Raw genomic sequence first — 26,575 nt, 5'->3', positions numbered from 1 at the left:
GTGTTACCCCACCAGATCTTTCAAGTGCTCCTTCATGACCTTGCCGGTGGCGTTCAACGGGAGCGAGTCGACGAACCTTACGGTCCGCGGCACCTTGAACCCCGCCATTCGCTCACGGCTCCAGGCGATCAGCTCCTCCGCGGTGACAGGGTTCTTCGCGACCACGAACGCCTTCCCTACCTGGCCGAGCCGCTCGTCGGGAACGCCGATCACCGCTACTTGGTCGACTGCGGGATGCTCGAGCAGGAATCCCTCTATCTCGGCGGGGTAGGCATTGAAACCGCCGACGATGTACATGTCCTTCTTGCGGCCGATGATGCGCAACCGGCCCCGGTCGTCGAGGGTCCCCAGATCCCCGGTGTGCAACCAACCGTCGGCATCGATGGCTTCCGCGGTCGCGGCCGGATCATCGAGGTAACCCTGCATGACGGTGTAACCCCGGATCAGAACTTCGTTGTCGGCTGCGATCCGCAATTCGACTCCCTCGCAGGGTGTGCCGACGGTCGTCGCAATTTCTTCGAAGGTGTCGCCGGGCCGCGAGGCGGTTGCCGTCCCACCCTCGCTGAGGCCGTACCCGGTCATGATGGTCTCGAACGGCAGTTCGTCGTGAATTCGCCGGATGAGTTCGACCGGGATGTCCGCTGAACCGGTCACCGCTGCACGCAAGGACGAAAGATCCCAGTTCCCCTGAGCTGCCAGAAGCGACTGATAGAGAGTCGGCGGACCGGGCAGCATGGTCACCTTCTCCTTCTCCACCAGTTCGAGTACCCGATCGACGTCGAGCACGGGCACGGGCAGGATGGTGGCGCCCCGAATAAGGGAGGCGATCACACCTGCCTTGTAACCGAACATGTGGAAGAACGGATTGACGATCAGATAGCGGTCACCTTCCCGCAGATCCGCCAGATCGCACCACTCCGAGAAGAGGCGGAGCGTCTGGCGGTGGTTCATCATGACGCCCTTCGGGCGGCCCGTCGTACCGGACGTGTACATGATGTCGGCGATGTCTTCGCCGCTGACCTCACACTCGAAGGGCTGGCCGTCGGAGAGAAAGCCCGATTTGAGATCGATCACGGGCACACCATCGGGTCCCGAGTACCGGACACCGAGGAAACCCTGCTCGACCAGCAGAAGTTTCGCGCCGCTGCGCCGGATGATGTCTTCGGCCTCGTCCTGCTTGTACCGGGTGTTCACGGGAACGAGCACGCCGCCGGCGGTCAGCAGACCGAACGCGGCGACGATCCATTCGGCCGAGTTCGGTGCCCAGAGGGCCACCCGGTCACCCTTGTCGATGCCGGCCGAAGCGAATGCCCCTGCGGCTCGCCGAACTCGGCCGGCGAGTTCGGCGAAGGTGATCCGAAGCGGCCCGTCGACGACCGCTTCGGCAGTGCCGAAGCGGTCGCCCGCGCTCAGGACCATCTGGGGGATGGTCTCCCACGTCATAGATTCATCAACCTCGCGAGGTTGCCGCCCATGATCTTGGCCTGGTCCTTCTCTTCCAGGTGTCCGAGCATGTCGGCGAAGTGCCGCGGTTGTGCCAGACCTTCCGGGTGCGGGTAGTCGGACCCGAACAGCACCTGGTCGACACCGATCAAGTCGATCAGGTCGGTCACGCCCTCCTCATAGAAGGGGCTGACATGGATGCTGCGCTTGATCGCCTCCACCGGATCTTGCATACCGAAGCCCTCGGGGGCCTTCTTGTACGTGTCGGCCAGGACGTCGAGCAGGGGCTTCAGCCAACTCGAGCCGTTCTCGATGACAGCGAGCTTGATATCGGGGAAGCGGAACAGCGCGCCGTGGCAGACCCACGAGGCCACCGTGTCCTGCACGGGCCGCCATTCGTTGACCATCCGGAACGTGTTCGTCTGGAACGGCAGCATTTCGCCGTCACTGCCCTCCCACTCTGCGTCGTGCCGGGCGTAGCCGCTGTCCGAGGAATGCATCGCGACGAGGATGTCGAGCTCGACGACACGCTTCCAGAAGGGGTCGAACTCGGGGAGGGCGAACGAGCGGGAACCCTTGTAGCCGGGTACCGGTGCGGGGCGGATGAGAATAGCCCTGGCGCCTCGCTCGACCACCCACTCCAGCTCCTCGATCGCCTTGTCGACGTTCGGCAGCGTGATCACGGGTGTGGTGAAGATACGGTCCTGGTAGTTGAAATTCCATGTCTCGTAGAGCCACTCGTTGAGCGCGTGGACGACAACATGGATCAGGTCCGGATCGTCACGCATGCGCTCCTCGACGAGGCTGGCAAGGGTCGGGAACATCAGTGTCCGCTGCACGCCCAACTCGTCGAGCAGCTCGAGACGAGCGGCAGGCTCACGAAAGGCCGGGATCGACTTCATCGATTTGCCGAAGATCTCACGCCGGCTCTTGCCCTCGGGGTTCCCGTTCTTGAAATAGTCCTCCATCGAGCCGGGCCGAGCGACCACGTCGAAGGTGGGGTTGGGGATGTAATCGCTGATCTGGCCGCGAATAGCGATCTTGGTGCGGCCGTCGACCTGCACATACTTGATCGCATCCTTGTACTTCTCGGGAAGGAACTTGGTAAGGGCCTCCTCGGTCTCGTACAGGTGGTTGTCCGCGTCGAACAGCGGATACGGCAAGTCGTTCACTGGCATGAGATCCTCCTTATCGATTTACGAGAATACTATTCTCTTCTGCCGAGTGCCGCAATGTCCTGCCGCACCCGAAACTTCTGGATCTTGCCGCTGGCGGTCCGCGGAAAGTCGTCGACTCGGTGCAGTTCCTCCGGCCACTTCTGCCGCGCGATCTCGGCCCGCTCGAAGTGAGCGCGGACGGCGTCCATCGAGGGCATGGCGTGTCCGGGCCGCAGGCGCAGAACGGCGGCCGCCCGCTCCCCGAGGCGGGCGTCGGGTGCCGAAACTACCGCCGCCTCCGCGACCTCGGGCATGGCGAGGAGAACTTCCTCGACCTCGAGGGCGCTGATGTTCTCGCCGCCGCGAATGATGATGTCCGCCTTGCGATCGGTGATCGTCAGGTAACCGTCTTCGTCGATCGTGCCGATGTCCCCGGTGTGGTACCAGCCGTCCGCATCGAACGCTGCCTCCGTCAAGGTGAGATCGGTATAGCCGACGCAGAGATCGGGGCCACGACTGAGGATCTCACCGTCGGCCGCCAACCGGACCTCCACTCCGGGCAGGGCGTCCCCGTCCGTGAACAGCCGTTTGTCCTCGGGTGCCGTGTACCGCGAGCCCGTGATCGACGGATGTTCGGTGCTGCCGTACGAGCGGAACACGGTAATGCCCAGCTCTGCGAGCCGAGTGGTCACCGCCGAGGGGACCGAAGACCCGCCGAGGCCCGCGTACTTCATGTGCGGCAGATGCCGGGGCGCAAAATCAGGATGGTCGAGGAGGCTGGTGACGAAGTAGGTGGCCCCGCCGCCGACGGTGAGCCCGTCGCTCTCCATCAGCGCCAGCGCCTGAGCCGGATCCCACGTGTCGGTCAGATTGATTGCCGTGCCGTCCAGAACGGGGATCAGGAAGGCATTCACCATGCCGATGAAGTGGCCGACGGGAGCGGCAGTGAGCTGTTTCCCCCGGTCCGGCGGGTAGAGGCCCGCGAGCTGTCGCGTCTCGTGGCCCAGTGTCTGATGACTGTGAATGACACCTTTGGGGGCCCTCGTGGTGCCGGAGGTGAAGGCAATCAGCGCCGGACCCGCCGGATCGGCTTCGACGGTACCCGGCATCGGGTGCTCATCGAGCAGGTCGTCGAAGTCGCGGCCCACGACACCCACGACGGGCACGTCCGAGCACAGATCGGCGTGGTGCTCGGTCCGCCCGAATCGTTCGGCGGTCACGAAGACGCGCGGCTTGGTCTCGCTGAGGATGTATCCGAGTTCCTTGCGCCCGTAGAAGTGGACGATCGGGACCACGGTGGCGCCCAGGAAGGCCGACGCCCAGAAAACAGCGGCCGCTTCCATCCAGTTGGGCAACTGGAAGGCGACCACGTCTCCGGGACCGACTCCGCGAGAACGCAATCCGCCCGCCAGTCGACTGGCAACGCGCTCGACGTCACCGAAGGTTCCCGACCACGGACGAACGGTCGAGTGAATCCGGAATTCGGTGTCGGGGGCGGCCTCGAGACCGCGCCTGAGCAGGTCTCCGATGGTGTCGTGGGTCCACCATCCCTCGTCTTCGTAGCGTCTGATCAGTTCGGGGGGGACGTGCCGCATGTGAGAGCTCCAATACCCGTGGACGGAGCCGCGCCGAGGTCGGCACCGCGGCGTCGGGACTCGCTCCGGCCGGCGTCTGCCAGCTGTGAATATGATATTCTCACTGAACAAGAATGCCAATATCAGAATGGAGAACAGCGCATGGTCGACCTTGAGCTGGAGCAGGAGTTGGCGGTCATCACCATCGATCGACCGCATGCTCGCAACGCCATCGCGCCGGAGACCATGGATCAGTTGGAGAAGGCGCTCGATGCGGCGGCCGGGGCCAAGGCGCTGGTGATCAGGGGAGCCGGTGACCGGGCCTTCGTGTCGGGCGGAGATCTCAAAGAGCTGAGCAAACTCAGAACCGAGGAGCAGGCGGCAGACATGGCGCGCCGGATGCGGACGGTCTGCGACCAGATCGCGAACTTCCCGGCGCCGGTCGTCGCCGCGCTGAACGGCCACGCTCTCGGCGGTGGGGCAGAGGTGGCCGTGGCCGCCGACATCCGGGTAGCCGCCGACGACATCAAGATTGGCTTCAACCAGGTCGCACTGGCGATCATGCCCGCATGGGGTGGCGCCGAGCGGCTCGCCGCGCTCGTCGGCCCGGGCAAGGCCCTCATGCTGGCCGGCTCGGGTGCCGTACTCGACGCGGCAGAAGCCGAACGTCTCGGATTGGTGGACCTGGTCATGCCCAGGACGTCCTTCGAGGATGGTTGGCGTTCGCTGGCCCTGTCGCTGGCCAACAACTCGGCTGGTGAGATCAAGCGTGTCATGGCGGGCGCCTCCGCAGCCGAGGCGGTCACGGCGTTCGCGCGGCTCTGGGTTGCCGACGAACACTGGGAGGCTGCAGACCGAGTGATGAGCCGCAGCAGGTGAACTCATAACCTTCGGGATGCGGTGCCCAGTCGGTTCCGTTGCCTTCGCACTGGGGAAAGATGTTGCAACACCCGCTGGACACGGCTTTGCGCCCGTCTCCGCTGGCATGGCGAGCCCCCGCCGACATCGAGGACGCGTTGGTAGTTCGGCATCCCGGCGTACACCGTGACCGTCGGTGCCACGGCTGGGCGGGCCTTCGTAGGCGTCGTCGTGGAGAGCCACGAAACGCCCGGTGACAATCCTGGGCGCGGGTCGTCCTACCGCTGCGGCTTGGATCACCGGCGCGATGTGCGAGTCGCACTTCCGCCGACCCCACCCACAGGACCGTGCCGTCGGCCTGGCCTGCCACCCGCAACATGTGCGGTGACACGGCAGACAACAGAACCGGCACGTCGTGAACAAGCGGCAGCATGCGGTTTGGCGCTGGTCGTCGCCCAATCGCCGCGAAACTCCACGCCCTCGCCGCGGAATAGCGCGGTCAGATTGTACGTATCCTTCGGTGTTCCTGCCTGGACGGTCGTAGGAGAGGCCATACACGTCACGGACTACGGACCTCGCGCAAGGGGCCGAGACCGAGCGTGAAACCGCCGCGGCCAATGGGCTCGGCGACGACGGCAGCTAACAAGGATAGGTCTGCAGCACAGCGGTTCCGAGCTCGATCGTCGAGGTGGCGCTGCCGGCCCCCCGAGGGCTGGCAGTGGATCACTCGCGACCGTGCTGGCGCACCAGACGGAGGTGAACCCGTCCGCCTCAGTCTGCTGGGCTTGCCGCACGATCTTGTCAGTCGACGAAGCGCCGCCGGTCAGTGCTATCAGCATGATGCATCCTCCGTTGCCGCCACTAGGAGGAAATGTTCCTTTCCTCAGTTGGTAACTACGCTAGCTGCAACAGAGAGTGATATTCTCGTTTTATCCAGCTGCCTCAGGAGGAACCGTGTTCGCCAACGCCACCCCGATCACCGCCACCATCGGTGTCGAGATCACCGAACTGCCGGGAAGCCACCTCGTCGACGACCGCGGCGCAGCCCGCTGCCGGGCCGCGCTGGACCAGTACGGCGTCGTTGTATTTCGGGAAGCCCACATCGACGACGACGATTTGGTCGCACTGAGCCGCCTCCTCGGCGACGTGGTCGTGGCGCAGGTGGGTGGGCAGGACGAGCACCCGGAGATATCAGCCATCAGTCTGGATCCGGCCAAGACCGTGTTGGCGTCCCTAAACCAGGGCACATTCCACTGGCACATCGACGGCGCCACGGACGCAGTGCCACAGAAGGCCACCTTGCTCACCGCACTGGAGGTGTCCGACGAGGGCGGCGACACCGAGTTCGCCAACACCTACGCAAGCTACGAGGCGCTAGGTGACGACGAGAAGGCGGAGATCGCCGACCTTCGGGTCGTGCACAGCTTCGCGGCAGCGCAAACGTTGGCCAATCCCGAGCCCTCGGACAAGCAGCGGGCGGCCTGGGACCGGGTGCCGACACGGGAGCATCCACTGGTCTGGACCCGCAGCAACGGGCGTAAGTCGTTGCTTCTTGGCGCGACGGCGTCTCATGTCGTCGGCTGGCCGGAGGACAAGGGCCGGGCGCTTCTCGACCGCCTCCTCGGCTGGTCGACGCAACCTCGATTCGCGTTGCGGCATCACTGGCGGCGCGGCGACCTGGTGCTGTGGGACAACACCGGAATGCTGCACCGCGCCGTCCCCTACGCGCCGACGTCTGCCCGCCTACTGCACCGGACGACCTTGATCGGCGAGGAAGCCGTCGCCTGACCATTTCCGGTTCGACCGTAAGGAGACCTATGACCACCGACGAAGACGTAATTACTCGGTTGCAGCGTGATGTGCAGTATTTGATGGACCGATCGGAGATCCTCGACTGCGTGTCCAAGCACTCTCGCGGCTGCGATCGGCACGATTCCGACCTACTTGGCAGCACCTATCACGTCGACGGTGTCGACGAGCACGGCACGAGCACCAATTTGGGGCCGGACTATGCGCGTTGGGCGAACGCCGTGCACGCGGCCTCCTCTCGCGCCCACACCCACAACGTCACCACTCACACTTGCGAGATTGACGGCGATACCGCTCACTGCGAGAGCTACGTGCTGGTGGGACTGCTCTATCAGGACGGCACCACGGTGCAATTGCTGAACGGCCGCTATCTCGATCGACTCGAACGACGTGAAGGTACGTGGCGGATCGCGGTCCGGCGATCGACCGTCGAATGGACCGCGACCGCCGACGCCTCACTACTTCAATCACCGTTCTTCACAAAGCAGGCGTTCGTCAAGGGCACGCGGGACAAGGACGACCTCTCCTACCAACGCCCGTTGTTCGTCGACACGCCGGCGCCCGAGCGTTGGTGATTGGCAGCGCCGGGTGCGTGTCGAAATCATTCGAGTCGGTCCCGAACAACATTAGTCTGCCTGCTAATTGCGCAGACGGTGTGCGCAAGTGCTGAGTCGATTGATCACGCGCAACGGGTGTTTGCGATGCCCGGTACAGCGCGAAGCCGAAGACCGTGATCGCCCGCCTCAGGAGCCCGCCCCTTCTGTCGTGGATCTGATCGGGTAATTCCGGGATCGTATGCTAAGTAATTGGCTCGCAGTAGTTTTCGGGTCGAAAGATGGGAAGACGCCTTGTTTGCAAGTACCGCGATCGTGTCACCGTGCCGTGCGAGGTAGCGAAAATGGCCAGGGATCATCGATGCCGAAGTAGGAGGACTTATGTCAGTTAATGGGGTGGTGGCAGTGGTCACCGGAGCAAGTCGCGGCGCTGGAGCCGGTATCGCACGGGCGCTGGGCAGTCACGGTGCCACGGTCTACGTCACCGGGCGATCCGAGAGCGCCGGCGATTCGGCACGGCCGGGCACCATTGGCGAAACCGCGGACCTCGTCACGGCCGCCGGTGGTCGAGGCATCGCTGTACGCGTTGACCACAGCGATGACGAGCAAGTGAAGGCGTTCTTCGATCAGGTCGGCCGCGACCACGGACGTATCGACATCCTAGTCAATAACGCCGCGATCATCCGCGATGAAATGATGGGCCGTACGAAGTTCTGGGAGGAGCCCCTGAATGTTGTCGACACATTCGACGTCGGACTACGAAGCAGCTATGTGGCTACGGTCTATGCCGCCCCGTTGATGCTCTCACATCAGGGTGGGCTGGTGGCCTTCACGTCGTCATCGGGCGCTGTCCACTATGCCTTTGGCCCTGCCTATGGTGTCCCAAAGGCGGGTACAGACAAGATGGCGGCCGACATGGCGTACGACTTCAAAGAGTTTGATATCGCGGCCGTTTCAATTTGGATGGGTTCGCTACTCACCGACCGTGTAAAGCAGATCATCGCGAGCAACCCGGCGAAATTCGGCCACATTCTGGACAGTGCCGAGACGCCGGAGCTGACCGGCCATGTCATCTGGGCCCTTTTCAATGATCCTGAGCTCATGGCGATCAGCGGTCAAACTCTCATTGGTGCAGAACTTGCGGTCAAGTACGGCATAAAAGACGCTGGAAATCGCCAGCCCCCATCCTACCGGCAGCTTTTCAATGTTCATCCGAACAGGCAGTACAGCCACGTCATGAGATAAGTCGGGCTACTTGATTATTGCTGCAACGACAGTTGCGATGTCCAAATCCGTATGATGGCAAGGGATTTGGTGAGACTGGCGCGGCGCCGGGTCTGTCACTACCTCCTATGTCAAGCAGCGATGGTGACTGATAGCGATTGGTCGGTGAGTATGGCACGGAAGACGACGTGGGAGAGTCTGATGTGTTGCTTCCGCACCACCGTCACCGTCGGCTTTTGTGGCGGGCCAAGAGTGCGCGTGCATCATCGGCTGCGTCACGGTGAGTTTGAGTCCAGCGGTTCACAGCCACCGCCCGCAGGGCAAGATGAGGCTGCATCCTTGGAGTGGACACCCCTGACAATGGTTCCAGTGGAGAGCCAGGAGGGATGTCGAGGTGGGACGCCAGTCTCTGTACACGGAGGAATTCCGGAAGGACGCGGTGGCGCTGTATCGCGCGGCCGATGGTAAACGCACGTACGCGGCGGTGGCCGCGGACCTGGGCATCAGTGGCGAGACGCTGCGGACGTGGGTTCGTAAGGACGCCGCCCGAGAGGGACGCCCGGAGGCCCGCCGCATAGCCGGTGGGGAGACCGAGTCGGACGAGCTCGCGCGCCTGCGGGCAGAAAATGCTCGGCTGCGGGGTGCGGAGAAGGAATGGCAGCTCGAACGGGAGATTCTGCGCCGGGCAGCCGCGTATTTCGCATCAAGGAGGTGAAGTGAAGACCCGCCGCTGGGACTTCATCTCCGACCTTTGCGCCGAGTTCTTCCGTGCTGCGGCTGTGCTGGGTGCTCGGGACCTCCCGCTCCGGCTACTACAAGCACCTGGCCACCGAAGATGCTCGTGCCGCGTCGGCGCCTCGAGGTGCGGGACCGCGGCGGGACACTACCCCGCGGGCGGCATCAACATCGGCCCGGCGATGACCTTCGGCTACATCGCCGCACGACACGCAACAGGTGTCATGGACCTACAGGTGTTGTGATGCACCCTGGGCGATCCACTCGCCGATCTCGGCAGTCTGCTCACCTACTTTGGCGGACGACTGACGGGCGGCAACGCGCAAGCGAGCAAAAATCTATGCGCACGGTCGCAGATTCATTTCATTCATCTGTTAACATCGTGGGGTTCCTTGAGAAGAAGGGAGCCACTTGTGGTGTTGGATGTCATGCCCCGGTCGCGTCGCGGGGTGTATGGAATAGCGGTCACATCGGAGTTGACCGGAATCGGGCCGCAAACACTGCGGCTGTACGAACGGCGCGGATTGCTGACGCCCGCGCGGACCAGCGGCGGAACCCGTCGTTACAGCGAGGAAGATCTGGTTCGCCTCGGACGCATCGCCGAACTTATCGAAGCCGGCATCAACCTGCCGGGCATACAGCGGATTCTCGACCTCGAAGCGGAGAACGCTGAACTTCTGGGTCGTCTGCACTCGGCCGAACATGGTTGCGACCGCCTGAAGGTCGAACGTGAAGAGGCAACCGCCTGAAACGGCGGTACGCGATCGATCGAATCGACAACCAGTAATCGTCACTGGCCGGTTCTGCGGGCGCGTTCTTCCGAGCGTCCAGCGGCCTTTTCGTTATGCATGACACTGCAGATCACAAAACATCTCGAATTCTGAGATGTATGGGGTTGTCTATTCTGCCTGGTCACTCAGTGTTTTCGGAGTCGACTCCAGCCGGGCGTCGCGCTGGGTTTGCGTCGCGGGGTTGAACTTCTGTCGTTAACCGATACGATAAAATCTATACCCGCCGGAGCAGATAAATTACTGAGCAACACTGCGTCGGCGGTGAAACAGCGACACGCTGGCCGTGCAGAAGGCCGCGGCCGGCGTCGCACCGGAAACGCCAGTTCCGGTGCGTCAGCCCGAAGACCTCTGGCCCAGACTCGACGCAAGACGGGACCTGAACCATGACTCTCGCCGCACATGACGTATTCCGCCCTCATACTCCCCGGCACGCAAAGACTGCTAACGGAACGCCCGACCGGCGCTTCTCCGTGGGAACCGCGTTGACCGCAGGCCTCATTGCAGCCGTGCCCGCGGCGACTGTGACTGGTTCGGTGGTACTTGCCGCCGCTACTGCCACCTCTGTACTGATTGGAGTGATTCTGGCCGCATTTCTCATCTCGAGCGTGATCTGACCGATATTCGTCCGCCACATCAGCTATCGAAGGAGAAATATATGACCAGCACCACCACCGCAACGCTGATCACTCAGTTGCGTGCCGTTCTCGACCTCACCAACACCGAAATCCAGGTAGCAGAGACCCGCATCGCCCAGGCACGCACCGAGGCTGTTCGCCGCGAACTCACGGAGAACGCCGAAAACGGACGTCAGCGCGCCGAGGCCATCGAACGCGCAATCCGCGACCTCGGCGGTGTTCCCGAGGTTATCGGGCCCTTCCTCGGTCGGCTTGCTGCCGTGCTCAAGGCGATGGCCGAGCAAGCGCAGCCGTTCGACGAGGCACTGCTGGGCGACCTGGCCCTCGAACATCAACTCCTCGACCGCGCGCGTTACATCAAGGCGCTCGCCACCGTCGCGAAGGAGCCGGCAGTCATCGGTCTAGCGGACCGATTGATCACAGCGCATTCCGCAACCGTGGACTGGCTTTCGACCGTTCTGGCCGAGGATGCGCTCGGCGGCCCGGCAGCGCTGCGGCGCACGCCGTTCCAGGCCGCTGCCGGAAGCACGATTCGGCTGCTCAACGTCCCGGTCACCTGGTCGGCGCGCGGAATCGATCGAGCATTGGACACGGCCCGCACCACACCGCCCCTGCTCAGTGCGTTGCTCAGCCGTGGCGCTCACGCCGGCGATGTCGCAGTCAAGACGTTGGCCGCCTCGCGGGATGCCGCCCTCGAAACTGCGGAGAGTGTGACCCGCCGGGAAGGCGCGAGCGGTGTCGCCGACGCCATCCATTCGGCTCGCGCCGCGGGTGGTGTCGTGGATCCGGGCGAGCTTCCGATCGACGACTACGACGACCTGAACGTGTCGCAGGCCGTCGCTGCGGTCAGGGAACTCACCGATCCCGCCGATGTGCGCACGGTCGTCGCCTACGAGGAAGCGCACAAGAATCGGCACGGCATCGTCTCCGCCGCCCAAACCCATCTCGCGTCCATCGCGCAGGAAGTCGCCGGCATCCGCTGACGATTCGTAGAAGAATTCCGCCGGTCCCCACAGGGGGCCGGCGGAATTGTCGGTGAGGTCAGCAGGTGCCGGTTTTGGCAGCGTCGTACGCCCTGACCATCTGATCCTTACGTTCTTGCGGGGCGTCTTTCCATTCCGGGGTGAGGGCCGACTGGTCGAAGAGGTCGCTCAGAGCCTTCGTGCGGTCGAACGGTTCGCCGGTCTGCTGCGCTCGGGCTTCGGCACTGTTCGCGTACTGGAGCAGGCCCGCGCACAGGTCGGCGACGGCGGGAAGGTCGGCGGCCGCTGCCTCCGCCGCCTCGGTGGTTGCGCTCACCTCGGTGTCGGTGTCGGTGTCGGTCGATTCGGAACTGCACGCTCCCAGGAACAGGACGGCAGGGATCAGCAGCGCAACGATGGTTCGGGTCATGCGAAATACATACCAGAGCTGCCGACCACGCCGTGTCGTCCGGTTCGCCACGATCGGGGAGCGGGCGCGTCTTCCGCGGAAGACCTCGTGCTCAGCTGATCTTGCGCCGGTAGATGGCGGTCGCGAAGGCGTAGGCGACAACGAGGATGCCGACCAGCCACCCGAGAGCGATCCAGATGTCAGTGCCGACGGGTTGCTGGGCGAACAGTGCTCGGATGGTGTTCACGACGTAAGTCACGGGCTGGTTCTCGGCGAACCATGCGACCGGTCCGGGCATCGAGTCGGTAGGCACGAAGGCCGAGCTGATGAACGGCAGGAAGATCAGCGGGTAGCTGAACGCGCTCGCGCCGTCGATCGTCTTCGCCGAGAGTCCGGCAATCACGGCGATCCAGGTCAGCGCGAGGGTGAACAAAATCAGGATGCCCGCGACCGCGAGCCAGGCGGCCACGGATGCTCCGGTGCGGAACCCCATGATCAGCGCGACACCGGTGACGATCGTGACCGAGACCAGGTTCGCGGCCACGGACGTGAGCACATGCGCCCACAGCACACTCGACCTCGCGATCGGCATGGATTGAAAGCGTTCGAATATGCCGCCCCGCATGTCGAGGAACAGTCGGTACGCGGTGTACGCGACGCCGGACGCGATCGTGATGAGCAAGATGCCGGGGAGCATGTAGGTGCCGTACGACTGGTCGGATCCGGTGTTGATCGCGCCGCCGAATACGTAGGTGAACAGCAGCATCAGCGCGATCGGGGTGACCGCGGTAGTGACGATCGTGTCGGGGCTGCGGAGGATGTGCTGCAGCGAGCGGCCGGTGAGGACGCCGGTGTCGCCGAGGACATGGGTGGTCATCGGGCTTCCTTTCCTGCTGGGACGGTCGTGTCACCGACGAGGGCGAGGAAGACGTCCTCGAGGGAGGGCTGCTTCTCGATGTACTCGACCTTGGCGGGCGGAAGGAGCTGCTCGAGCTCGGCGAGGGTGCCGTTCTGAATGATGATGCCCTGGTGCAAAATTGCGATGCGGTCGGCGAGCTGCTCGGCCTCGTCGAGGTGCTGGGTGGTCAGCAGTACGGTCGTGCCGGTCCTGGCGAGTTCCTTGACCGTCTGCCACACCTCGATCCGGGCCTGCGGGTCCAGCCCAGTGGTGGGTTCGTCGAGGAAGATGATCGGCGGGTTGCCGATCAGGCTCATTGCGATGTCGAGCCGGCGTCGCATGCCACCGGAGTACGTCGTCGCCTTGCGGTTCCCCGCTTCGGTGAGCGAGAAGCGGGCGAGCATGTCGTCGGCGATCGCACCCGGATTCTTCAGGTGGCGCAGCTTGGCGACCAGCACGAGGTTCTCCCGGCCGGTGAGCACTTCATCGATCGCGGCGAATTGGCCTGTCAGACTGATCGACTCGCGTACCTCGCCGGGCTTCGCAGCGACGTCGAAGCCGTGGATCGTGGCGGTGCCCGCGTCGGCCTTCAACAGCGTTGACAGGATTCGCACCAGCGTGGTCTTGCCCGCACCGTTCGAGCCGAGCAGCGCGAAGATGCTCCCCGCCGTCACGTCGAAGTCGACTCCCCGCAACACCTGCAAGCCCTTGAACGATTTCACGATGCCCCGCACTCGGATCGCCGGTTCGAGCGCCTGATCGGCGGTCATGGCCGGTTCTCCGTTTCCGGCGCGTTCACGCCCTCGTCGGCGGCCTTGTCGAGGGCGTCCGTCAGGCGCCTGCGCTCCTTGTTGATCCATTGGCCGTCCGAGTAGTTCTGGATGAAAGTGTCTGCGAATTCGACTGGGTCGTCCCCGACGATGTCGCGGATCGGGGTGCCGTCGGCGGCGGCGCGCTCGATCAGGTCGGCGAGGTCCTCGAGCATCTGGATGAGCACATCGCCCTTGACGATCGATCCGGCGTACATGAAGTAGCGTTCGATCCCGTCGATCCCGGTTCGGTAGCTCGTGGGAAGCTGTTCCTTACGGGCCTTGTACCGGCGCCAGCGCTTCTTGTCCTCGAACGAACCCGTGATCTGCTCGATCCATCGTGCGGCCATGATTACTCTCCTTCGCTTCGTGGGTGCTCGATGTGCTGGTGGAGCTGGTCGATCCGCTCTGCGAGGAAGGTCCACGTCTTCCAGAATTCTTGGAGGTACCCGCCACCGTGTGGGTTGAGCGAGTACACCTTGCGCGGCGGACCCTTCTCGGACGGGACCTTCTCCACGTCGACGAGACCTCGCTGCTCGATCCTGACCAGCAGGGCGTAGATGGTGCCCTCGGCGATCTCGGAGAAACCCTGCTCGCGAAGTCGCGCCGTGATCTCGTAGCCGTACGCCGGCCGCGCGGCCAGGATCGCCAGGACGATGCCCTCGAGCGTGCCCTTGAGCATCTCGGTCATCTGCTTGCCCATCGGACCCTCCTTCCGACTACTCAGTGTTAATGACTACCGCTAGATAGTAACGCTGAATACCGTTCGTGCAAGAGGGTTGATGCAACGAATTCAGAAGGGGGTTCGGAGCGTTGAGGCTCCGGCAGCTGCGGGCGTTGACGTTCGACGCGCAGAGCAGCCCGGCTGCGGGCACCTGTCAGATGGCAGGGCGAGATGTTTTCACGAACGCGTCAGGCAGGACCCAGCGTGTAATCGATGCCCGGTCGATCGCCCTTGCCCTTGAGCCAGCGTCCAGGAAGGCGGCCGGCGAGTTCCCCGAGGGGGCCGACGGCTGCGCTCAAAACCGCGACTGTGTCCTGTAGCAGATCGATGCTCGCGCTCATCCGCTCGAGATTCGGCGCCAGTGCGGTCAAGGTTTCCGAGAGCGCGACGATCTGGTCGAGCGGTCCGCCCTCGGCGATCAGCCGTTCGAAAGCGCCACCCTCGGACAGCAGCGTGTCGAGGATCCCGTTCTCGGCCAGGGCGCGGTCCACGATGCCGCCCTGCGCGGTGAGTCGCTCGACGGCGCCGTCGGCGGCTGTGAGTCGTTCGAGGGGGCCTTGCTCGGCGGTGAGGCGGTCGAGCAGTCCATCCTTGGCGAGTAGACGCTCGAGCGTGCCGTCCTCGGCGAGAACGCGGTCGAGTGGGCCGTCTTTCGCGAGCACCCGGTCGAGCGGTCCGCCGGGTTCGAGGAGCCGTTCGAGGGTGCCGCCTTCGGAGGTCAGCCGGTCGACCGGGCCACCCGGCGCAAGCAGTCGATCGAGTGGTCCTCCGGGCTGGAGTGCTTGTCCGAGTGGCCTGTCGTTCGCCGCCAGTGAGGACAGTTGACTGATCATCTGCAGCGGGCTGCCGGAAGCGCCCATGCCGGTGACCACTCCGGTGCCTGCTACCGCTGTGCGCACCGTTGCCAAGGTGGCCTCGGCGATTCCGAGTCCGACATCGGCCGCCGCAAGTCCGGCGCGCACCGGGAGGGCCAGCAACGAGACCACGTTCATACGGTTACTGTAACCCGCGACACACAAGCATTTCGCGGCTCGGGGCGCTCAGTGCAGGACTTTGAGTCCCACGACGCATGCCACGATGGCGGCGACCAGCAGAATCTTGACGAATGATGTGTTTTCGGCGCCGGTCACCATCGCGAAACCGACGGTAAGGGAAGCGCCGATTCCCACCCAGACTGCGTATGCCGTCCCGGTCGGCAGAGTACGCATCGCGAAGGCCAGCCCCGCCATGCTGAGGACCAGCGCAATGACGAATACGACACTGGGACTGATTTTGCTGAACCCCTCGGACCGACCGAGTGCGGTGGCCCAGACGGCCTCCAGCACACCCGACAGCACCAGCACGATCCACGCCATGACAACTCTCCCGAGCACCGTCTTGTCGCTGGCCGGGTACGGTGCGCTCGTCCGGGTGTCGTATCGACGACCTTCACGGTACCGAAAGCCCGTGCCGCGGGCTGAACGCAGTGGTCGGCGCGTGCAGGAAAACGCCGGATAAGTCTCCCTCGTCTCGGCGGATTTCCTTTTTGTGACACGGCGGGGAAACGCATTGTTATCGGGTCGGGTTCACGCCGGCGAATGCGCCGAATAACTCAGCGGATCGCGGCCTGCTTGTTTATTGTCGAGCACAATGCGTGAATTCCGTGCGCACTCCACCGACGATGACGAGGCATATCATGATGCTCGGACTGCTTGCCGCAATCAACAGCGCGTTCACACTCGGGATTGCCAACACTATCGGGACGTTCGGGGGAGTGGTTCTCAACCTGAACGTGGTCGGCTGAGAAACCGGTCGACGTCGACAGCTGTCGGACCGACAGCAGGACACCTACTTTCACCACATCTGTGATCGACGGCCCCGCCGCGTCTCCTGCGGCGGGGCCGCCGTGTACCCGGGGCGCCCCAGCCTGCGGAAGGCACAACTTTCCCATCCTTGCTCATCGCTCTCGAATCTCGGCTCTTTTCGCCGAAAAAGTCTCGGTGAGAAATTTCGGGAAAATCCAATGCGAGTGTCGCCACAGATTTGCGACGGTTCACCTATTGTTCTCGACAACGTGCAAGCAACGCGCGTAATCGGCTCGACACGGAAGTCCGCCCTGGCACAGGGGGAGATGATGGAGAACATGATGCTCGGATTACTCGGCGCACTCAACAGCGGTGTCACGCTCGGTCTGGCCAACACGATTCTGACGTTCGGTGGCGTAGTCCTCAACCTCAACATCGTCGTCAACTGACAAGGGGGCTTCGTCGTCTGCTGACGACGGGCGCACCGCCCGCCCGCTCGGTTCCCTGGGACGCTCACAGGAACTTCCCAGGGAACCGACAGCGATGATCCAGCGTCCCGCGTGATGATGGGTTCCGTGAATGAGAAGCCCATCGAAGCCCGAGTTCTCGTCGTCGACGACGAACCGAACATCCTCGAACTGCTGTCCGTCAGCCTGCGTTTTCAGGGTTTCGAGGTCGCGATCGCGTCGAGCGGCGCGGCAGGTCTCGATACGGCGCGCACCTTTCGGCCCGACGCCGTAATTCTCGACGTCATGATGCCGGGGATGGACGGGTTCGGGATGCTCCAGCGGCTACGCGCGGATGGCGTGCACGCGCCGGTTCTCTTCCTTACCGCAAAGGACGCGGTCGAGGACAAGATCAGCGGCCTCACACTCGGCGCCGACGACTACGTCACCAAGCCGTTCAGTCTCGAAGAAGTGGTGACACGGCTGCGTGTGATCCTCCGTCGATCCGGCAAGGTGTCGGTCGAGGAACAGTCGGCGCGCATCACGTTTGCCGACATCGAACTCGACGACGACACACGTGAGGTATGGAAAGCGGGCGAACTGGTATCGCTGTCGCCCACCGAGTTCACCCTGCTGCGGTACTTCATGGTGAACGCAGGCACGGTTCTCAGCAAGCCGCGCATCCTCGACCACGTGTGGAATTACGACTTCGGCGGTGAGGTCGGGGTGGTGGAGTCGTACGTCTCCTACCTGCGTCGCAAGGTGGACACCGGGGAGACGCCGCTGATTCACACCCTTCGGGGCGTCGGGTACGTGATGCGCGAACCGCGGCGATGACCGCCCCACCCGCACTAGAGAATTCTGTCGCGCCGGCCGGGCACGCGGGTCGGTGGTGGGTGCGGTCGATGCCGTTGCGGGTCAGCTTGGTAAGTGCGGTGCTGCTGCTCGCGGCACTCGGTCTCCTGGCGTCGGGAGTCGCGGTGACGTCGGCGCTCGAGAATTCTTTGACGAGCCGAATCGACCACCAACTCCGCGAGGCCGCGCAAGGGTGGGCCAAGCCGCGGGAAATGCGTCCGCTCCCGCCCCCGGACGAGCCGAACCCGGGACGACCGCCCAGCCCGTTCTATGTCCGCGCCGTGTCCCCGGACGGAACGGTGCTCTTCCAGATCAACGACGAGACCAGCGCGCCCGCAATTCCTGCCGATCCCTCTTCGGGTCCCATGACGGTCGGCTCCACCGACGGATCCGATGTCCGCTGGCGTGTGCTCACCACCACCGCGGCGAGCGGCACCCAGACGACGGTGGCGGTGACACTCACCGAGAACGACGACACGGTGAACCAATTGGTGGTCCTGCAACTCGGCATCGGCGCGGTGGTGCTCATTGCGTTGGGCGTCGTCGCGTACTTCGTCGTCCGCCGCAGCCTGCGTCCCCTCGGCGAAGTCGAGGAGACCGCCGCCGCGATCGCTGCCGGCGACCTCCATCGGCGTGTCCCCGCGCGCGACGACCGCACCGAGATCGGACGGTTGTCGGTTGCCCTGAACGGGATGCTCGCCCAGATTCAGCATGCCTTCGCCGCAACAGAAGCGTCCGAGGAGTCGGCCCGCCGCTCCGAGGAGAAGATGCGGCAATTCGTCGCCGACGCCAGCCACGAATTGCGTACCCCGCTGACCACAATTCGCGGTTTCGCCGAACTGTATCGGCAGGGCGCGATGACCGACACCGAGACGTTGATGAGCCGTATCGAGGGAGAGGCCTCCCGGATGGGTCTACTCGTGGAGGACCTACTCATGCTCGCTCGGCTCGACGCCCAGCGGCCCCTCGAGAATCGGCCGGTCGACCTGCTGTCCGTGGTGTCCGACGCCGTGCATGCTGCCCGCGCGGTGGCGCCCGAACGCTCCTTCGCCCTGGAAGTGGGTTCCGGACCGGGAACCCCCGAAGTCCTCGGTGACGAGGCGCGGCTGCGGCAGGTGCTCGGCAACCTACTTACCAACACCGTCAAGCACACTCCCGCGACCGCGGACGTGACGGTTCGACTGCAGACCACGGAGAACCGGGTCGTGCTGGAGGTAACCGACACCGGCCCGGGTCTCAGCGAAGACGATGCGGCGCGGGTATTCGAACGGTTCTACCGAGCCGACGCGTCCCGCACCCGAGAGAGTGGGGGAAGCGGACTCGGCCTGTCGATCGTGGCGGCGCTCGTGGCCGCGCACCAGGGCACCGTGACCGTCGACAGCCGGCCGGGCGAGGGCGCCACCTTCCGGGTGGAACTGCCCCGGGCGCTCTAGATCACATGTCTCAGTCGGGAACGTTGTCTGCGTATCCGAGATCGCGGAGGGCGCCGCGGAGCTTCGTCATAGCGTCGTCCTGCGACTCCTGAGACGGATCCGGATTTGCATTGCTGATGTTGAAATCACCGAGGTCGTATGCCGGGAAGACGTGCACATGCAGGTGTGGGACCTCGAGTCCGGCGATCAACAGTCCGGCACGGGGCGCGTCGAACGCCGGGCGCACAGCCTGCCCGACGATGCGGGCCACATCCATCACCTTGGCCCACAGCTCACCGTCGACCTCCTGCCAGTGGTCCACCTCTTTCCGGGGCACGATGAGGGTGTGGCCTTGTGTGATGGGTGCGATGGTGAGGAACGCGACGACATCCTCGTCCTCCCACACGAACCTTCCGGGTAGATCTCCGTTGATGATGGCGCTGAATACAGATCCCATGGCCGCCATTATGCGGCTTCGCCGCCCGTGAGTACTTATTAACCATCCCCGGTTAACAAGTACTCACAGGCGCGAAGCGCACAGGAAACTGCCAGGCGGTGTCCAGGGAGGCCGGAGAGTTCGGGCCGAATCTGGGACGCATGACGACGAACTCCCTCTCCCGCGGATCGGGTGCACCGTTACGAACAGAGACCTCGCCGACCGCGCCCGTGCTGGACGTTGTCGTGCCGGTGTACAACGAGGAGGCCGGCCTCGACCACTGCGTACGGCGGCTGCGACGGCACCTCGACGACAATGTTCCCTACTCCGCCCGCATCACGATTGCCGACAACGCCAGCGTCGACGCCACCCTCGCCGTAGCGGAACGGCTCGCCACCGAAGTCCGCGACGTGCGCGTCGTCCACCTCGACCTGAAGGGGCGCGGCCGCGCGCTGCGGGAGGTGTGGGTTGCATCGGACGCCGAGGTCGTGGCCTACATGGACGTAGACCTGTCGACTGACCTCAACGCCCTCATGCCGCTGATCGCCCCTCTGCTGTCCGGGCATTCCGACGTCGCGATCGGCTCCCGCCTCGTCCGCTCGTCCCGGGTGGTGCGAGGGCTGAAACGCGAGTTCATCTCCCGCAGTTACAACCTGATCCTCCGCGGCGCACTGCACGCACGCTTCTCGGACGCACAGTGCGGCTTCAAAGCAATGCGGGCCGACGTAGCCCAGCGTCTACTTCCCCTGGTCGAGGACACCGGCTGGTTCTTCGACACCGAACTGCTGGTCCTCGCCGAGCGTGCCGGCCTCCGCATCCACGAAGTCCCGGTCGACTGGGTCGACGACCCGGACAGCCGGGTCGACATCGTCGCGACCGCGGTCGCCGACATGAAGGGGGTCTGGCGGGTGGGCCGCGCCCTGTCCACGGGCTCGTTGCCGCTGGGCGGCCTTCGCGCCAGCTTCGGTCGTGAGCCGCTCGTTCCGGGGGTGCCGCGCGGAATGGTCGGGCAGCTGGTCAGATTCGCGGTGGTAGGAGTGGCATCCACCCTGGCCTATGCGCTGCTGTACCTGATTCTGCATCCACTGATGGGTGCACAGTGGGCCAACGCCGTCTCGCTTCTCGTCACCGCCGTCCTCAACACGGCCGCGAACCGCGCCTTCACTTTCGGTGTGCGCGGCTCCGAAGGCGTCGCCCGACACCAGCTGCAGGGCCTGTTCGTGTTCGCCTTCGGATTGTTCCTCACCAGCGGTTCACTGTTCGTTCTGCACTCGGCAGCCCCGGACGCGTCCAAGCACGTCGAACTCGCTGTGCTCGTGCTCGCCAACCTCGTCGCCACCGTCAGCCGTTTCATAGCCCTTCGCTGGGTGTTCCGGAACGCTCGAACCGAAGGAGCTTCTGCATGACCACGACTCTCGACGCACCGAAGGTCGAAACGGCCGGACCACCGGTACGTAAACGCTGGGAACTGTGGGCGCTCGGCGCCCTTCTGGTGGGAACCGCGGTCGCGTACACGTGGGGGCTCGGCGCCTCCGGATGGGCCAACTCCTTCTACGCTGCCGCGGTCCAGGCCGGGTCGGAATCGTGGAAGGCCTTCTTCTTCGGCTCCTCGGACGCCGCCAATTCCATCACCGTCGACAAGCCTCCGATGTCGTTGTGGGTCATGGAATTGTCGGTCCGGGCCTTCGGTTTGAGTTCCTGGGCCATGCTGGTGCCGCAAGCGCTTCTGGGCGTCGGTTCGGTGGCCCTGTTGCACGCCACGGTGAAGCGGTGGTTCGGTGCCCCGGCCGGTCTGCTCGCCGGCCTCGTGTTCGCGCTGACGCCCATTGCCGCGCTCATGTTCCGCTTCAACAACCCCGACGCCCTGCTCGTGCTCCTGATGATCGCCTCCGTCTGGGCGATGCTGCGGGCAGTAGAGGACGGACGCACCCGCTGGATGGTGCTGACCGGTGTATTCGTCGGATTCGGCTTCCTCACCAAGCAGCTTCAGGTGATGCTCGTCGTTCCGCCGCTCGCCCTGACCTATCTGATCGCGGGACCCCCGAAGTTCGGCACGCGCCTGGCCCAGTGCTTCGCCGCACTCGGCGCGATGATCGTGTCCGCGGGCTGGTGGCTGCTCACCGTCGAATTGTGGCCGGCGTCGTCGCGCCCGTGGATCGGTGGCTCGCAGAACAACTCGATCCTCGAACTGACGCTGGGATACAACGGACTCGGCCGATTGAACGGCGAAGAGACGGGCAGTGTCATTCCCGGCCGCGGCGTGGCGGCCACCACCATGGGTGGCGCCGCGGAAGCCGCGATGGACGGCGGTATGCCTGGCGGCGGAATGTGGGGCAGCACGGGCATCACCCGGATGTTCGAGTCCGCTCAGGGCGGCCAGATCGCCTGGCTGATCCCAGCAGCGCTGATTCTGCTGGTCGCCGGACTCGTAGTGCGCAGCTGGGCGCCTCGTGTCGACACCCAGCGCGCGTCGTTCCTCGTCTGGGGTCTCTGGCTACTCGTCACCGGACTGACCTTCAGCTTCATGGCCGGCATCTTCCATGCCTACTACACGGTCGCGCTCGCACCGGCCGTGGCCGCCCTGGTAGCGATCGGATCGGTGACGATGTGGCGTCGACGGGACGCGCTGTGGGTGAGGGCGGTGCTCGCCGCGACAGTGCTGGCCACCGTTGCCACGTCCTGGATCCTGCTCGGCCGCACCGCGTCGTTCGTGCCGTGGGTGAAATGGGCGGTGGTCGCGGTGGGTGTCGTGTCCGCCCTCGCACTTCTGATCCCGGCGCCGACCCGGGGTCGCATCGCAGTCGCAACCGTCCTGGCGGCTCTGTTCGCGGGGCTCGCCGGACCGGCCGCCTATGCGATCGACACGATCGCCACCCCGCACACCGGCTCGATCGTCTCGGCCGGACCCACCGTCGTCGGAGGCCGTGGAGGTCCGGGCGGAATGGTCCGGCCGGCCGGAACGGACGGACCTGGACGCACGGGAGCCGGCACGGCACCACCCCCAGCGCCTCCTGGAGCCGCAGGTGGGGCTGGGGCCGCCGGCGGCCTACTCTCCGGCAGTACCCCGAGCGCCGAACTGGTAGGGCTCCTCGAAGTGAACGCCGACGACTACACCTGGGTGGCCGCGGCAATCGGCTCCAACAGCGCGGCGGGGTACCAGCTGGCCACGGAGGATCCGGTGATGCCGATCGGCGGTTTCAACGGGAGCGACCCGTCACCCACGCTCGAGCAGTTTCAGCAGTATGTGACCAACGGTGAGATCCACTACTTCATTTCCGGCGGTCGCGGAGGGGGAATGGGTGGTGGCGGCACGGCGTCGGAGATCACCACCTGGGTGCAGGAGAACTTCACCGCCGTCACGGTCGACGGAGTGACGCTGTATGACCTCACGGACTGACAGCCGTGAGTACTTGTTAACCGCCCGGTGTTAAGAAGTACTCACAGGGGGTGTTCCCGGCCACCCTCACCGGTGGCATTACGCGGCCCGTACGCTGACACCGTGCGCGTACTCGTTATCGGCTCCGGAGCCCGTGAACATGCCCTCCTCCTCGCCCTCGCTCGCGATCCGGGTGTCACTGCCCTGATGTGCGCTCCCGGGAACGCTGGGATCGCCAAGATCGCCGAGCAGCATTCCGTCGACATCGCCTCCGGGGAGGCCGTCGCCGATCTCGCGAAGAAGGTCGAAGCCGACCTGGTCGTGGTGGGCCCCGAGGTCCCGCTGGTTCTGGGTGTTGCGGACGCCGTCCGCGCTGCGGGAATCGCCTGCTTCGGCCCGTCGGCCGACGCCGCGCGCATCGAGGGTTCCAAGGCGTTCGCCAAGGACGTGATGGCCGCCGCCGGTGTGAAGACCGCGCACAGTGAGATCGTCGATTCTCCCGCCAAGCTGGACGAAGCACTCGACCGCTTCGGACCCAACTGGGTCGTCAAGGATGACGGCCTCGCGGCAGGCAAGGGCGTCGTGGTCACCACCGACCGGGACGCCGCCCGCGATCACGCCGCCGAATTGCTCGAGAACGGGCACCCGGTCCTCCTCGAATCGTTCCTCGACGGCCCCGAGGTGTCGCTGTTCTGCGTCGTCGACGGCGACACCGTGGTGCCGCTCCTCCCGGCCCAGGACCACAAGCGCGTCGGCGACGGCGACACCGGACCCAACACCGGCGGCATGGGCGCGTACACCCCGCTGCCGTGGCTGCCCGAGCAGATGGTCACGCAGATCGTCGACGACGTCGTCAAGCCGGTCGCGGCGGAGCTCGTCGCCCGGGGCAGCTCTTTCAGCGGTTTGCTGTACGCCGGTCTGGCGATCGGCAAGGATGGCCCCGCCGTGGTCGAGTTCAACTGCCGCTTCGGCGACCCCGAGACCCAGGCGGTACTCGCCCTGCTGAAGAGTCCGCTGGGTGAGCTGCTGAACGCGGCGGCCACCGGCACGCTTGATCAGGTCCCGCCGCTCGAATGGCAGGACGGTTCGGCGGTCACCGTGGTGGTGGCGGCCGAACATTATCCGGCGACGCCCCGCACGGGTGACGTGATCAGCGGCGCCGACGGGGAGGGCGTGCTCCATGCCGGCACGAAGCTCGTCGACGGACAGGTGGTGTCGGCAGGCGGGCGTGTACTGAGTGTCGTCGGGGTCGGCGCGAACCTCAGCGAAGCACGCGAGGACGCCTACGCCAAGATCGCCGCAATCAAGCTGCCCGGCAGCCACTTCCGCAAGGACATCGGGCTAGCCGCAGTCGAGGGGCGTATCGCCATCCCGTAGTTCTGTTCCCGTTCGAGTACTGAAAGACGTGCACCCCGGAGTATTCCAGGGGTGCACGTCTTTCGGGCCGATTGGCTATCGCGCAGTCCACCCGCCGTCGATGGTGTACGACGCGCCGGTGACCATACCGGCGTCCGCTGAGGCCAGCCATCCGACGAGGGATGCGACCTCGGCCGGTTCCACCAGCCGTTTGATCGCGCTCTCGGTGAGCATCACCTTCTCGACTACGTCGGCCTCACTGACGCCGTGCAGCTGTGCCTGATCGGCGATCTGCTTCTGCACCAACGGCGTCGACACGTAACCGGGGTTGACGCAGTTGCTGGTCACGCCGTGCGGGCCACCCTCGAGGGCGGTCACCTTGGACATGCCCTCGAGCGCGTGTTTGGCCGTCACGTACGCCACCTTGAATGCCGAAGCCCGAAGTCCGTGCACGGAGGATACGTTCACTATCCGACCGAATCCCTGCGCGTACATGTGGGGGAGAGCGGCACGAATGAGCAGGAACGGTGCCTCCACCATCAGTGTCTGGATCCGGCGGAAATCGTCGACGCGGAATTCCTCGATGGGGCTGACGGTCTGGATACCGGCGTTGTTGACGAGGATGTCTGTCTTCAGGCGCAGATCGGCGAGCTGATCGGTGTCGAGAAGGTCCACGTGCCAGGCGCTTCCGTCGATCTCCTCGGCGAGCGTCTTGGCCGCGACATCGTCGAGGTCTGCGACGGTGACCTGTGCTCCACGTGCGGCCAGGTGTCGCGCGCATGCTGCACCGATTCCGCTCGCACCACCGGTGACGAGTGCGGTGCGGCCGGAGAGGTCGCGGGCGGTCATGCCGGCGCTCCGGCCTTTTCCGCGGCCAGGGTACGGGCGTCGGCCGCGTCGATCGATTCGAGGGAGATGCCCTTGGTCTCCTTGGCGACGATCACGGCGACGACGGTGATGAGCGAGGCGATCGCGAGATAGATCGCGATGGGGACCGAGGAGTGGTACCTGTTCAACAGGGTCGCCGCGATGATGGGGGCCAGAGAGCCGGCCACGATCGACGTCACTTGGTAGCCGAGGGAGACACCCGAGTAGCGCATCCGGGTGGGGAACATCTCCGCCATGATCGCGGGCTGGCCGGCGTACATGAAGGCGTGGAACACCAGGCCGATGACGATGGCTCCGAGAATGACGGCGTTGTGGCCGCTGTTCATCATCGGGAAGGCGAAGAAACCCCAGGTTCCCGCGGTCAGGGCACCGATCATGTAAACAGGGCGGCGGCCGATGCTGTCGGACAACCGTCCCACCAGCGGGATGACCGCGAAGTGCACCGCATGCGCGATCAGCATCCACCACAGGATCTGCGCGGTGTCGGTGTGGACCACCACCTTGAGGTAGGTGATCGAAAAGGTGACGACGAGGTAGTACATGACGTTCTCGCCGAACCGCAGTCCCATCGCGGTGAACACGCCGCGCGGGTAGCGTTTGACCACCTCGAAGACGTTGAACGACGTCTCCTTGATCTTCTCGGCATCCTTCTGGGCCTGGAGGAAGATCGGCGCATCGGTCACCTTGGTGCGAATGTAGTAGCCGACCAGGACGATCACGGCGGAGAGCCAGAAGGCCACACGCCAGCCCCAGCTCAGGAAGGCGGCGTCCGGGAGGGTCGTCGTCAGGATGAGCAGTACGACGGTGGCCACGAGGTTGCCGGCCGGAACGCCGGCCTGCGGCCAGGAAGCCCAGAACCCACGCGATCGGCTGGGGCTGTGCTCGGCGACGAGCAGCACCGCGCCGCCCCATTCGCCACCGACCGCGAAGCCCTGGATGAAGCGAAGCGTGACGAGTAACGCCGGCGCCCAGTAACCGATTTGAGCGAAGGTGGGCAGGCAGCCCATGAGGAAGGTGGCGGTGCCCACGAGGACGAGGCTGAACTGCAGCAGCTGTTTGCGGCCGAACTTGTCACCGAAGTGGCCGAAGACGATGCCGCCGAGCGGTCGGGCGACGAAACCGACCGCGTAGGTGACGAAGGCCGCGATGATGGCGTCGAGTTCGTTGTCTCCGGCCGCGAAGAACACTTTGCTGAAGACCAGGGTTGCCGCCGTGCCGTACAGGAAGAACTCGTACCATTCGACCACGGTGCCGGCCATCGACGCGCCGACCACCTTCTTCAGCCCCGACGGTGGGGTCTCTTCCGTGCGTAGTGTCTCGTCGACGCTCATCTGCCGCTCCTTGCTGCCCTGTGACTGGGGACACATCGAGTGTTGCCTGCCGAGTATTGATGCATATTTGTGCGCACACAATGGCGCATGATGCAACCCCCGTGTGCAA

Annotated in this window: 26 protein-coding genes, 1 pseudogene and 1 riboswitch; of the genes and pseudogenes, 14 read left to right on the top strand and 13 right to left on the bottom strand. The window is 64.7% G+C overall.

From position 1 onward, the window contains the following. Positions 1-3 precede the first annotated feature (3 nt). From HYG77_RS10375 to HYG77_RS10365, 3 genes are read right to left on the bottom strand one after another with little or no spacing between them, the layout of a single operon-like run. The gene (locus HYG77_RS10375) at positions 4-1,443 is read right to left on the bottom strand and encodes a FadD3 family acyl-CoA ligase (protein WP_208962601.1); all 1,440 of its coding nucleotides are present in this window, start codon (positions 1,441-1,443) and stop codon (positions 4-6) included. Next, positions 1,440-2,621: an amidohydrolase family protein gene (locus HYG77_RS10370; RefSeq protein ID WP_208962600.1), complete on the bottom strand. Its 1,182-nt coding sequence runs from the start codon at positions 2,619-2,621 to the stop codon at positions 1,440-1,442. The genes HYG77_RS10375 and HYG77_RS10370 overlap by 4 nt, the downstream gene beginning before the upstream one ends. A gap of 29 nt (positions 2,622-2,650) precedes the next feature. Beyond that, the gene (locus HYG77_RS10365) at positions 2,651-4,195 is read right to left on the bottom strand and encodes an AMP-binding protein (protein ID WP_208962599.1); all 1,545 of its coding nucleotides are present in this window, start codon (positions 4,193-4,195) and stop codon (positions 2,651-2,653) included. A 141-nt stretch (positions 4,196-4,336) separates the two neighbouring features. Here HYG77_RS10365 and HYG77_RS10360 point away from each other — a divergent pair, with 141 nt between their 5' ends. The 7 genes and pseudogenes from HYG77_RS10360 (at position 4,337) to HYG77_RS10330 (ending at position 11,763) form a co-directional block, all read left to right on the top strand. After that, complete coding sequence (locus HYG77_RS10360) at positions 4,337-5,053, top strand: enoyl-CoA hydratase/isomerase family protein (protein WP_159919477.1); 717 nt, start codon at positions 4,337-4,339, stop codon at positions 5,051-5,053. A 933-nt stretch (positions 5,054-5,986) separates the two neighbouring features. Then, entirely contained in the window at positions 5,987-6,820 is an 834-nt protein-coding gene (locus HYG77_RS10355) for a TauD/TfdA family dioxygenase (protein ID WP_208962598.1), read from the top strand. A 29-nt stretch (positions 6,821-6,849) separates the two neighbouring features. After that, positions 6,850-7,416 (top strand): nuclear transport factor 2 family protein, encoded by a 567-nt coding sequence (locus tag HYG77_RS10350; protein ID WP_159919481.1) that lies wholly within the window; start codon positions 6,850-6,852, stop codon positions 7,414-7,416. A 360-nt stretch (positions 7,417-7,776) separates the two neighbouring features. Beyond that, positions 7,777-8,640: an SDR family NAD(P)-dependent oxidoreductase gene (locus HYG77_RS10345; RefSeq protein ID WP_159919483.1), complete on the top strand. Its 864-nt coding sequence runs from the start codon at positions 7,777-7,779 to the stop codon at positions 8,638-8,640. A gap of 373 nt (positions 8,641-9,013) precedes the next feature. Next, positions 9,014-9,462: pseudogene (locus tag HYG77_RS10340) on the top strand (transposase); the annotation flags it as partial. A 320-nt stretch (positions 9,463-9,782) separates the two neighbouring features. Beyond that, positions 9,783-10,103, top strand: a complete 321-nt coding sequence (locus HYG77_RS10335; RefSeq protein WP_208962597.1) for a MerR family transcriptional regulator — start codon at positions 9,783-9,785, stop codon at positions 10,101-10,103. A gap of 697 nt (positions 10,104-10,800) precedes the next feature. Further along, positions 10,801-11,763, top strand: coding sequence for a ferritin-like domain-containing protein (locus HYG77_RS10330; protein ID WP_208962596.1), 963 nt, complete (start codon positions 10,801-10,803; stop codon positions 11,761-11,763). Positions 11,764-11,821: 58 nt separating this feature from the next. Here HYG77_RS10330 and HYG77_RS10325 read toward each other — a convergent pair whose 3' ends face one another. The 7 genes from HYG77_RS10325 to HYG77_RS10295 form a co-directional block, all read right to left on the bottom strand. Further along, positions 11,822-12,172: a hypothetical protein gene (locus tag HYG77_RS10325; RefSeq protein WP_208962595.1), complete on the bottom strand. Its 351-nt coding sequence runs from the start codon at positions 12,170-12,172 to the stop codon at positions 11,822-11,824. 91 nt (positions 12,173-12,263) lie between these two features. Next, complete coding sequence (locus tag HYG77_RS10320) at positions 12,264-13,028, bottom strand: ABC transporter permease (RefSeq protein WP_208962594.1); 765 nt, start codon at positions 13,026-13,028, stop codon at positions 12,264-12,266. After that, positions 13,025-13,819, bottom strand: a complete 795-nt coding sequence (locus tag HYG77_RS10315) for an ATP-binding cassette domain-containing protein (RefSeq protein WP_208962593.1) — start codon at positions 13,817-13,819, stop codon at positions 13,025-13,027. The genes HYG77_RS10320 and HYG77_RS10315 overlap by 4 nt, the downstream gene beginning before the upstream one ends. Next, entirely contained in the window at positions 13,816-14,208 is a 393-nt protein-coding gene (locus HYG77_RS10310) for a DUF1048 domain-containing protein (RefSeq protein WP_208962592.1), read from the bottom strand. Before HYG77_RS10310 ends, HYG77_RS10315 begins: the two co-directional genes overlap by 4 nt. A gap of 2 nt (positions 14,209-14,210) precedes the next feature. Next, on the bottom strand, positions 14,211-14,561 hold the full coding sequence (locus HYG77_RS10305; RefSeq protein WP_109327107.1) for a PadR family transcriptional regulator: 351 nt from the start codon (positions 14,559-14,561) through the stop codon (positions 14,211-14,213). Between the two features lie 209 nt (positions 14,562-14,770). Beyond that, positions 14,771-15,574: an ABC transporter gene (locus HYG77_RS10300; RefSeq protein ID WP_109327111.1), complete on the bottom strand. Its 804-nt coding sequence runs from the start codon at positions 15,572-15,574 to the stop codon at positions 14,771-14,773. Between the two features lie 48 nt (positions 15,575-15,622). Further along, positions 15,623-15,937: an SMR family transporter gene (locus HYG77_RS10295; RefSeq protein ID WP_208962591.1), complete on the bottom strand. Its 315-nt coding sequence runs from the start codon at positions 15,935-15,937 to the stop codon at positions 15,623-15,625. A gap of 11 nt (positions 15,938-15,948) precedes the next feature. Next, positions 15,949-16,013: riboswitch (guanidine-III (ykkC-III) riboswitch) on the bottom strand. A gap of 229 nt (positions 16,014-16,242) precedes the next feature. On the opposite strand from HYG77_RS10295, the gene HYG77_RS40655 reads away from it, so the two are divergent. The 4 genes from HYG77_RS40655 to HYG77_RS10280 all read left to right on the top strand — a co-directional run bounded on the left by HYG77_RS40655 (position 16,243) and on the right by HYG77_RS10280 (position 19,100). Then, the gene (locus tag HYG77_RS40655) at positions 16,243-16,365 is read left to right on the top strand and encodes a hypothetical protein (protein WP_268962540.1); all 123 of its coding nucleotides are present in this window, start codon (positions 16,243-16,245) and stop codon (positions 16,363-16,365) included. 270 nt (positions 16,366-16,635) lie between these two features. Next, positions 16,636-16,815, top strand: a complete 180-nt coding sequence (locus HYG77_RS10290; RefSeq protein ID WP_159919517.1) for a hypothetical protein — start codon at positions 16,636-16,638, stop codon at positions 16,813-16,815. A gap of 117 nt (positions 16,816-16,932) precedes the next feature. Beyond that, on the top strand, positions 16,933-17,649 hold the full coding sequence (locus HYG77_RS10285; protein ID WP_208963345.1) for a response regulator transcription factor: 717 nt from the start codon (positions 16,933-16,935) through the stop codon (positions 17,647-17,649). A gap of 68 nt (positions 17,650-17,717) precedes the next feature. Continuing rightward, a complete protein-coding gene (locus HYG77_RS10280; RefSeq protein WP_208962590.1) occupies positions 17,718-19,100 on the top strand; it encodes a HAMP domain-containing sensor histidine kinase in 1,383 nt (460 codons plus the stop codon). 10 nt (positions 19,101-19,110) lie between these two features. Here the strand turns inward: HYG77_RS10280 and HYG77_RS10275 are convergent, their stop codons facing one another. Beyond that, a complete protein-coding gene (locus tag HYG77_RS10275; protein ID WP_109334881.1) occupies positions 19,111-19,536 on the bottom strand; it encodes an HIT family protein in 426 nt (141 codons plus the stop codon). Positions 19,537-19,676: 140 nt separating this feature from the next. Here HYG77_RS10275 and HYG77_RS10270 point away from each other — a divergent pair, with 140 nt between their 5' ends. The 3 genes from HYG77_RS10270 (at position 19,677) to purD (ending at position 24,268) form a co-directional block, all read left to right on the top strand. Continuing rightward, entirely contained in the window at positions 19,677-20,921 is a 1,245-nt protein-coding gene (locus HYG77_RS10270) for a bifunctional glycosyltransferase family 2/GtrA family protein (RefSeq protein WP_208962589.1), read from the top strand. After that, entirely contained in the window at positions 20,918-22,912 is a 1,995-nt protein-coding gene (locus tag HYG77_RS10265) for a glycosyltransferase family 39 protein (protein WP_208962588.1), read from the top strand. Before HYG77_RS10270 ends, HYG77_RS10265 begins: the two co-directional genes overlap by 4 nt. Positions 22,913-23,014: 102 nt before the next feature. Continuing rightward, positions 23,015-24,268, top strand: a complete 1,254-nt coding sequence (purD, locus tag HYG77_RS10260) for a phosphoribosylamine--glycine ligase (RefSeq protein ID WP_109327118.1) — start codon at positions 23,015-23,017, stop codon at positions 24,266-24,268. A 75-nt stretch (positions 24,269-24,343) separates the two neighbouring features. Here the strand turns inward: purD and HYG77_RS10255 are convergent, their stop codons facing one another. Then, positions 24,344-25,096: a 3-hydroxybutyrate dehydrogenase gene (locus HYG77_RS10255; protein WP_208962587.1), complete on the bottom strand. Its 753-nt coding sequence runs from the start codon at positions 25,094-25,096 to the stop codon at positions 24,344-24,346. Next, positions 25,093-26,466: an MFS transporter gene (locus HYG77_RS10250; protein WP_109327122.1), complete on the bottom strand. Its 1,374-nt coding sequence runs from the start codon at positions 26,464-26,466 to the stop codon at positions 25,093-25,095. The genes HYG77_RS10255 and HYG77_RS10250 overlap by 4 nt, the downstream gene beginning before the upstream one ends. Positions 26,467-26,575 lie beyond the last annotated feature (109 nt).

It is taken from the genome of Rhodococcus sp. ZPP (genome assembly GCF_017656075.1).
Taxonomy (GTDB): domain Bacteria; phylum Actinomycetota; class Actinomycetes; order Mycobacteriales; family Mycobacteriaceae; genus Rhodococcus_F; species Rhodococcus_F oxybenzonivorans.
This window is presented reverse-complemented; position numbering and strand designations above follow the sequence as displayed.

Bases quoted from the DNA above. Each gene is read 5' to 3' on its own strand.
- HYG77_RS40655 (WP_268962540.1), top strand. From the start codon at position 16,243: ATGACGAGGCATATCATGATGCTCGGACTGCTTGCCGCAATCAACAGC.
- HYG77_RS10275 (WP_109334881.1), bottom strand. From the start codon at position 19,536: ATGGGATCTGTATTCAGCGCCATCATCAACGGAGATCTACCCGGAAGG.
- HYG77_RS10335 (WP_208962597.1), top strand. From the start codon at position 9,783: ATGCCCCGGTCGCGTCGCGGGGTGTATGGAATAGCGGTCACATCGGAG.
- HYG77_RS10250 (WP_109327122.1), bottom strand. From the start codon at position 26,466: ATGAGCGTCGACGAGACACTACGCACGGAAGAGACCCCACCGTCGGGG.
- HYG77_RS10265 (WP_208962588.1), top strand. From the start codon at position 20,918: ATGACCACGACTCTCGACGCACCGAAGGTCGAAACGGCCGGACCACCG.
- HYG77_RS10325 (WP_208962595.1), bottom strand. From the start codon at position 12,172: ATGACCCGAACCATCGTTGCGCTGCTGATCCCTGCCGTCCTGTTCCTG.
- HYG77_RS10270 (WP_208962589.1), top strand. From the start codon at position 19,677: ATGACGACGAACTCCCTCTCCCGCGGATCGGGTGCACCGTTACGAACA.
- HYG77_RS10300 (WP_109327111.1), bottom strand. From the start codon at position 15,574: ATGAACGTGGTCTCGTTGCTGGCCCTCCCGGTGCGCGCCGGACTTGCG.
- HYG77_RS10330 (WP_208962596.1), top strand. From the start codon at position 10,801: ATGACCAGCACCACCACCGCAACGCTGATCACTCAGTTGCGTGCCGTT.
- HYG77_RS10320 (WP_208962594.1), bottom strand. From the start codon at position 13,028: ATGACCACCCATGTCCTCGGCGACACCGGCGTCCTCACCGGCCGCTCG.
- HYG77_RS10315 (WP_208962593.1), bottom strand. From the start codon at position 13,819: ATGACCGCCGATCAGGCGCTCGAACCGGCGATCCGAGTGCGGGGCATC.
- HYG77_RS10345 (WP_159919483.1), top strand. From the start codon at position 7,777: ATGTCAGTTAATGGGGTGGTGGCAGTGGTCACCGGAGCAAGTCGCGGC.
- HYG77_RS10365 (WP_208962599.1), bottom strand. From the start codon at position 4,195: ATGCGGCACGTCCCCCCCGAACTGATCAGACGCTACGAAGACGAGGGA.
- HYG77_RS10285 (WP_208963345.1), top strand. From the start codon at position 16,933: ATGGGTTCCGTGAATGAGAAGCCCATCGAAGCCCGAGTTCTCGTCGTC.
- HYG77_RS10375 (WP_208962601.1), bottom strand. From the start codon at position 1,443: ATGACGTGGGAGACCATCCCCCAGATGGTCCTGAGCGCGGGCGACCGC.
- HYG77_RS10295 (WP_208962591.1), bottom strand. From the start codon at position 15,937: ATGGCGTGGATCGTGCTGGTGCTGTCGGGTGTGCTGGAGGCCGTCTGG.
- HYG77_RS10305 (WP_109327107.1), bottom strand. From the start codon at position 14,561: ATGGGCAAGCAGATGACCGAGATGCTCAAGGGCACGCTCGAGGGCATC.
- HYG77_RS10255 (WP_208962587.1), bottom strand. From the start codon at position 25,096: ATGACCGCCCGCGACCTCTCCGGCCGCACCGCACTCGTCACCGGTGGT.
- HYG77_RS10280 (WP_208962590.1), top strand. From the start codon at position 17,718: ATGCCGTTGCGGGTCAGCTTGGTAAGTGCGGTGCTGCTGCTCGCGGCA.
- HYG77_RS10310 (WP_208962592.1), bottom strand. From the start codon at position 14,208: ATGGCCGCACGATGGATCGAGCAGATCACGGGTTCGTTCGAGGACAAG.
- HYG77_RS10370 (WP_208962600.1), bottom strand. From the start codon at position 2,621: ATGCCAGTGAACGACTTGCCGTATCCGCTGTTCGACGCGGACAACCAC.
- HYG77_RS10350 (WP_159919481.1), top strand. From the start codon at position 6,850: ATGACCACCGACGAAGACGTAATTACTCGGTTGCAGCGTGATGTGCAG.
- HYG77_RS10360 (WP_159919477.1), top strand. From the start codon at position 4,337: ATGGTCGACCTTGAGCTGGAGCAGGAGTTGGCGGTCATCACCATCGAT.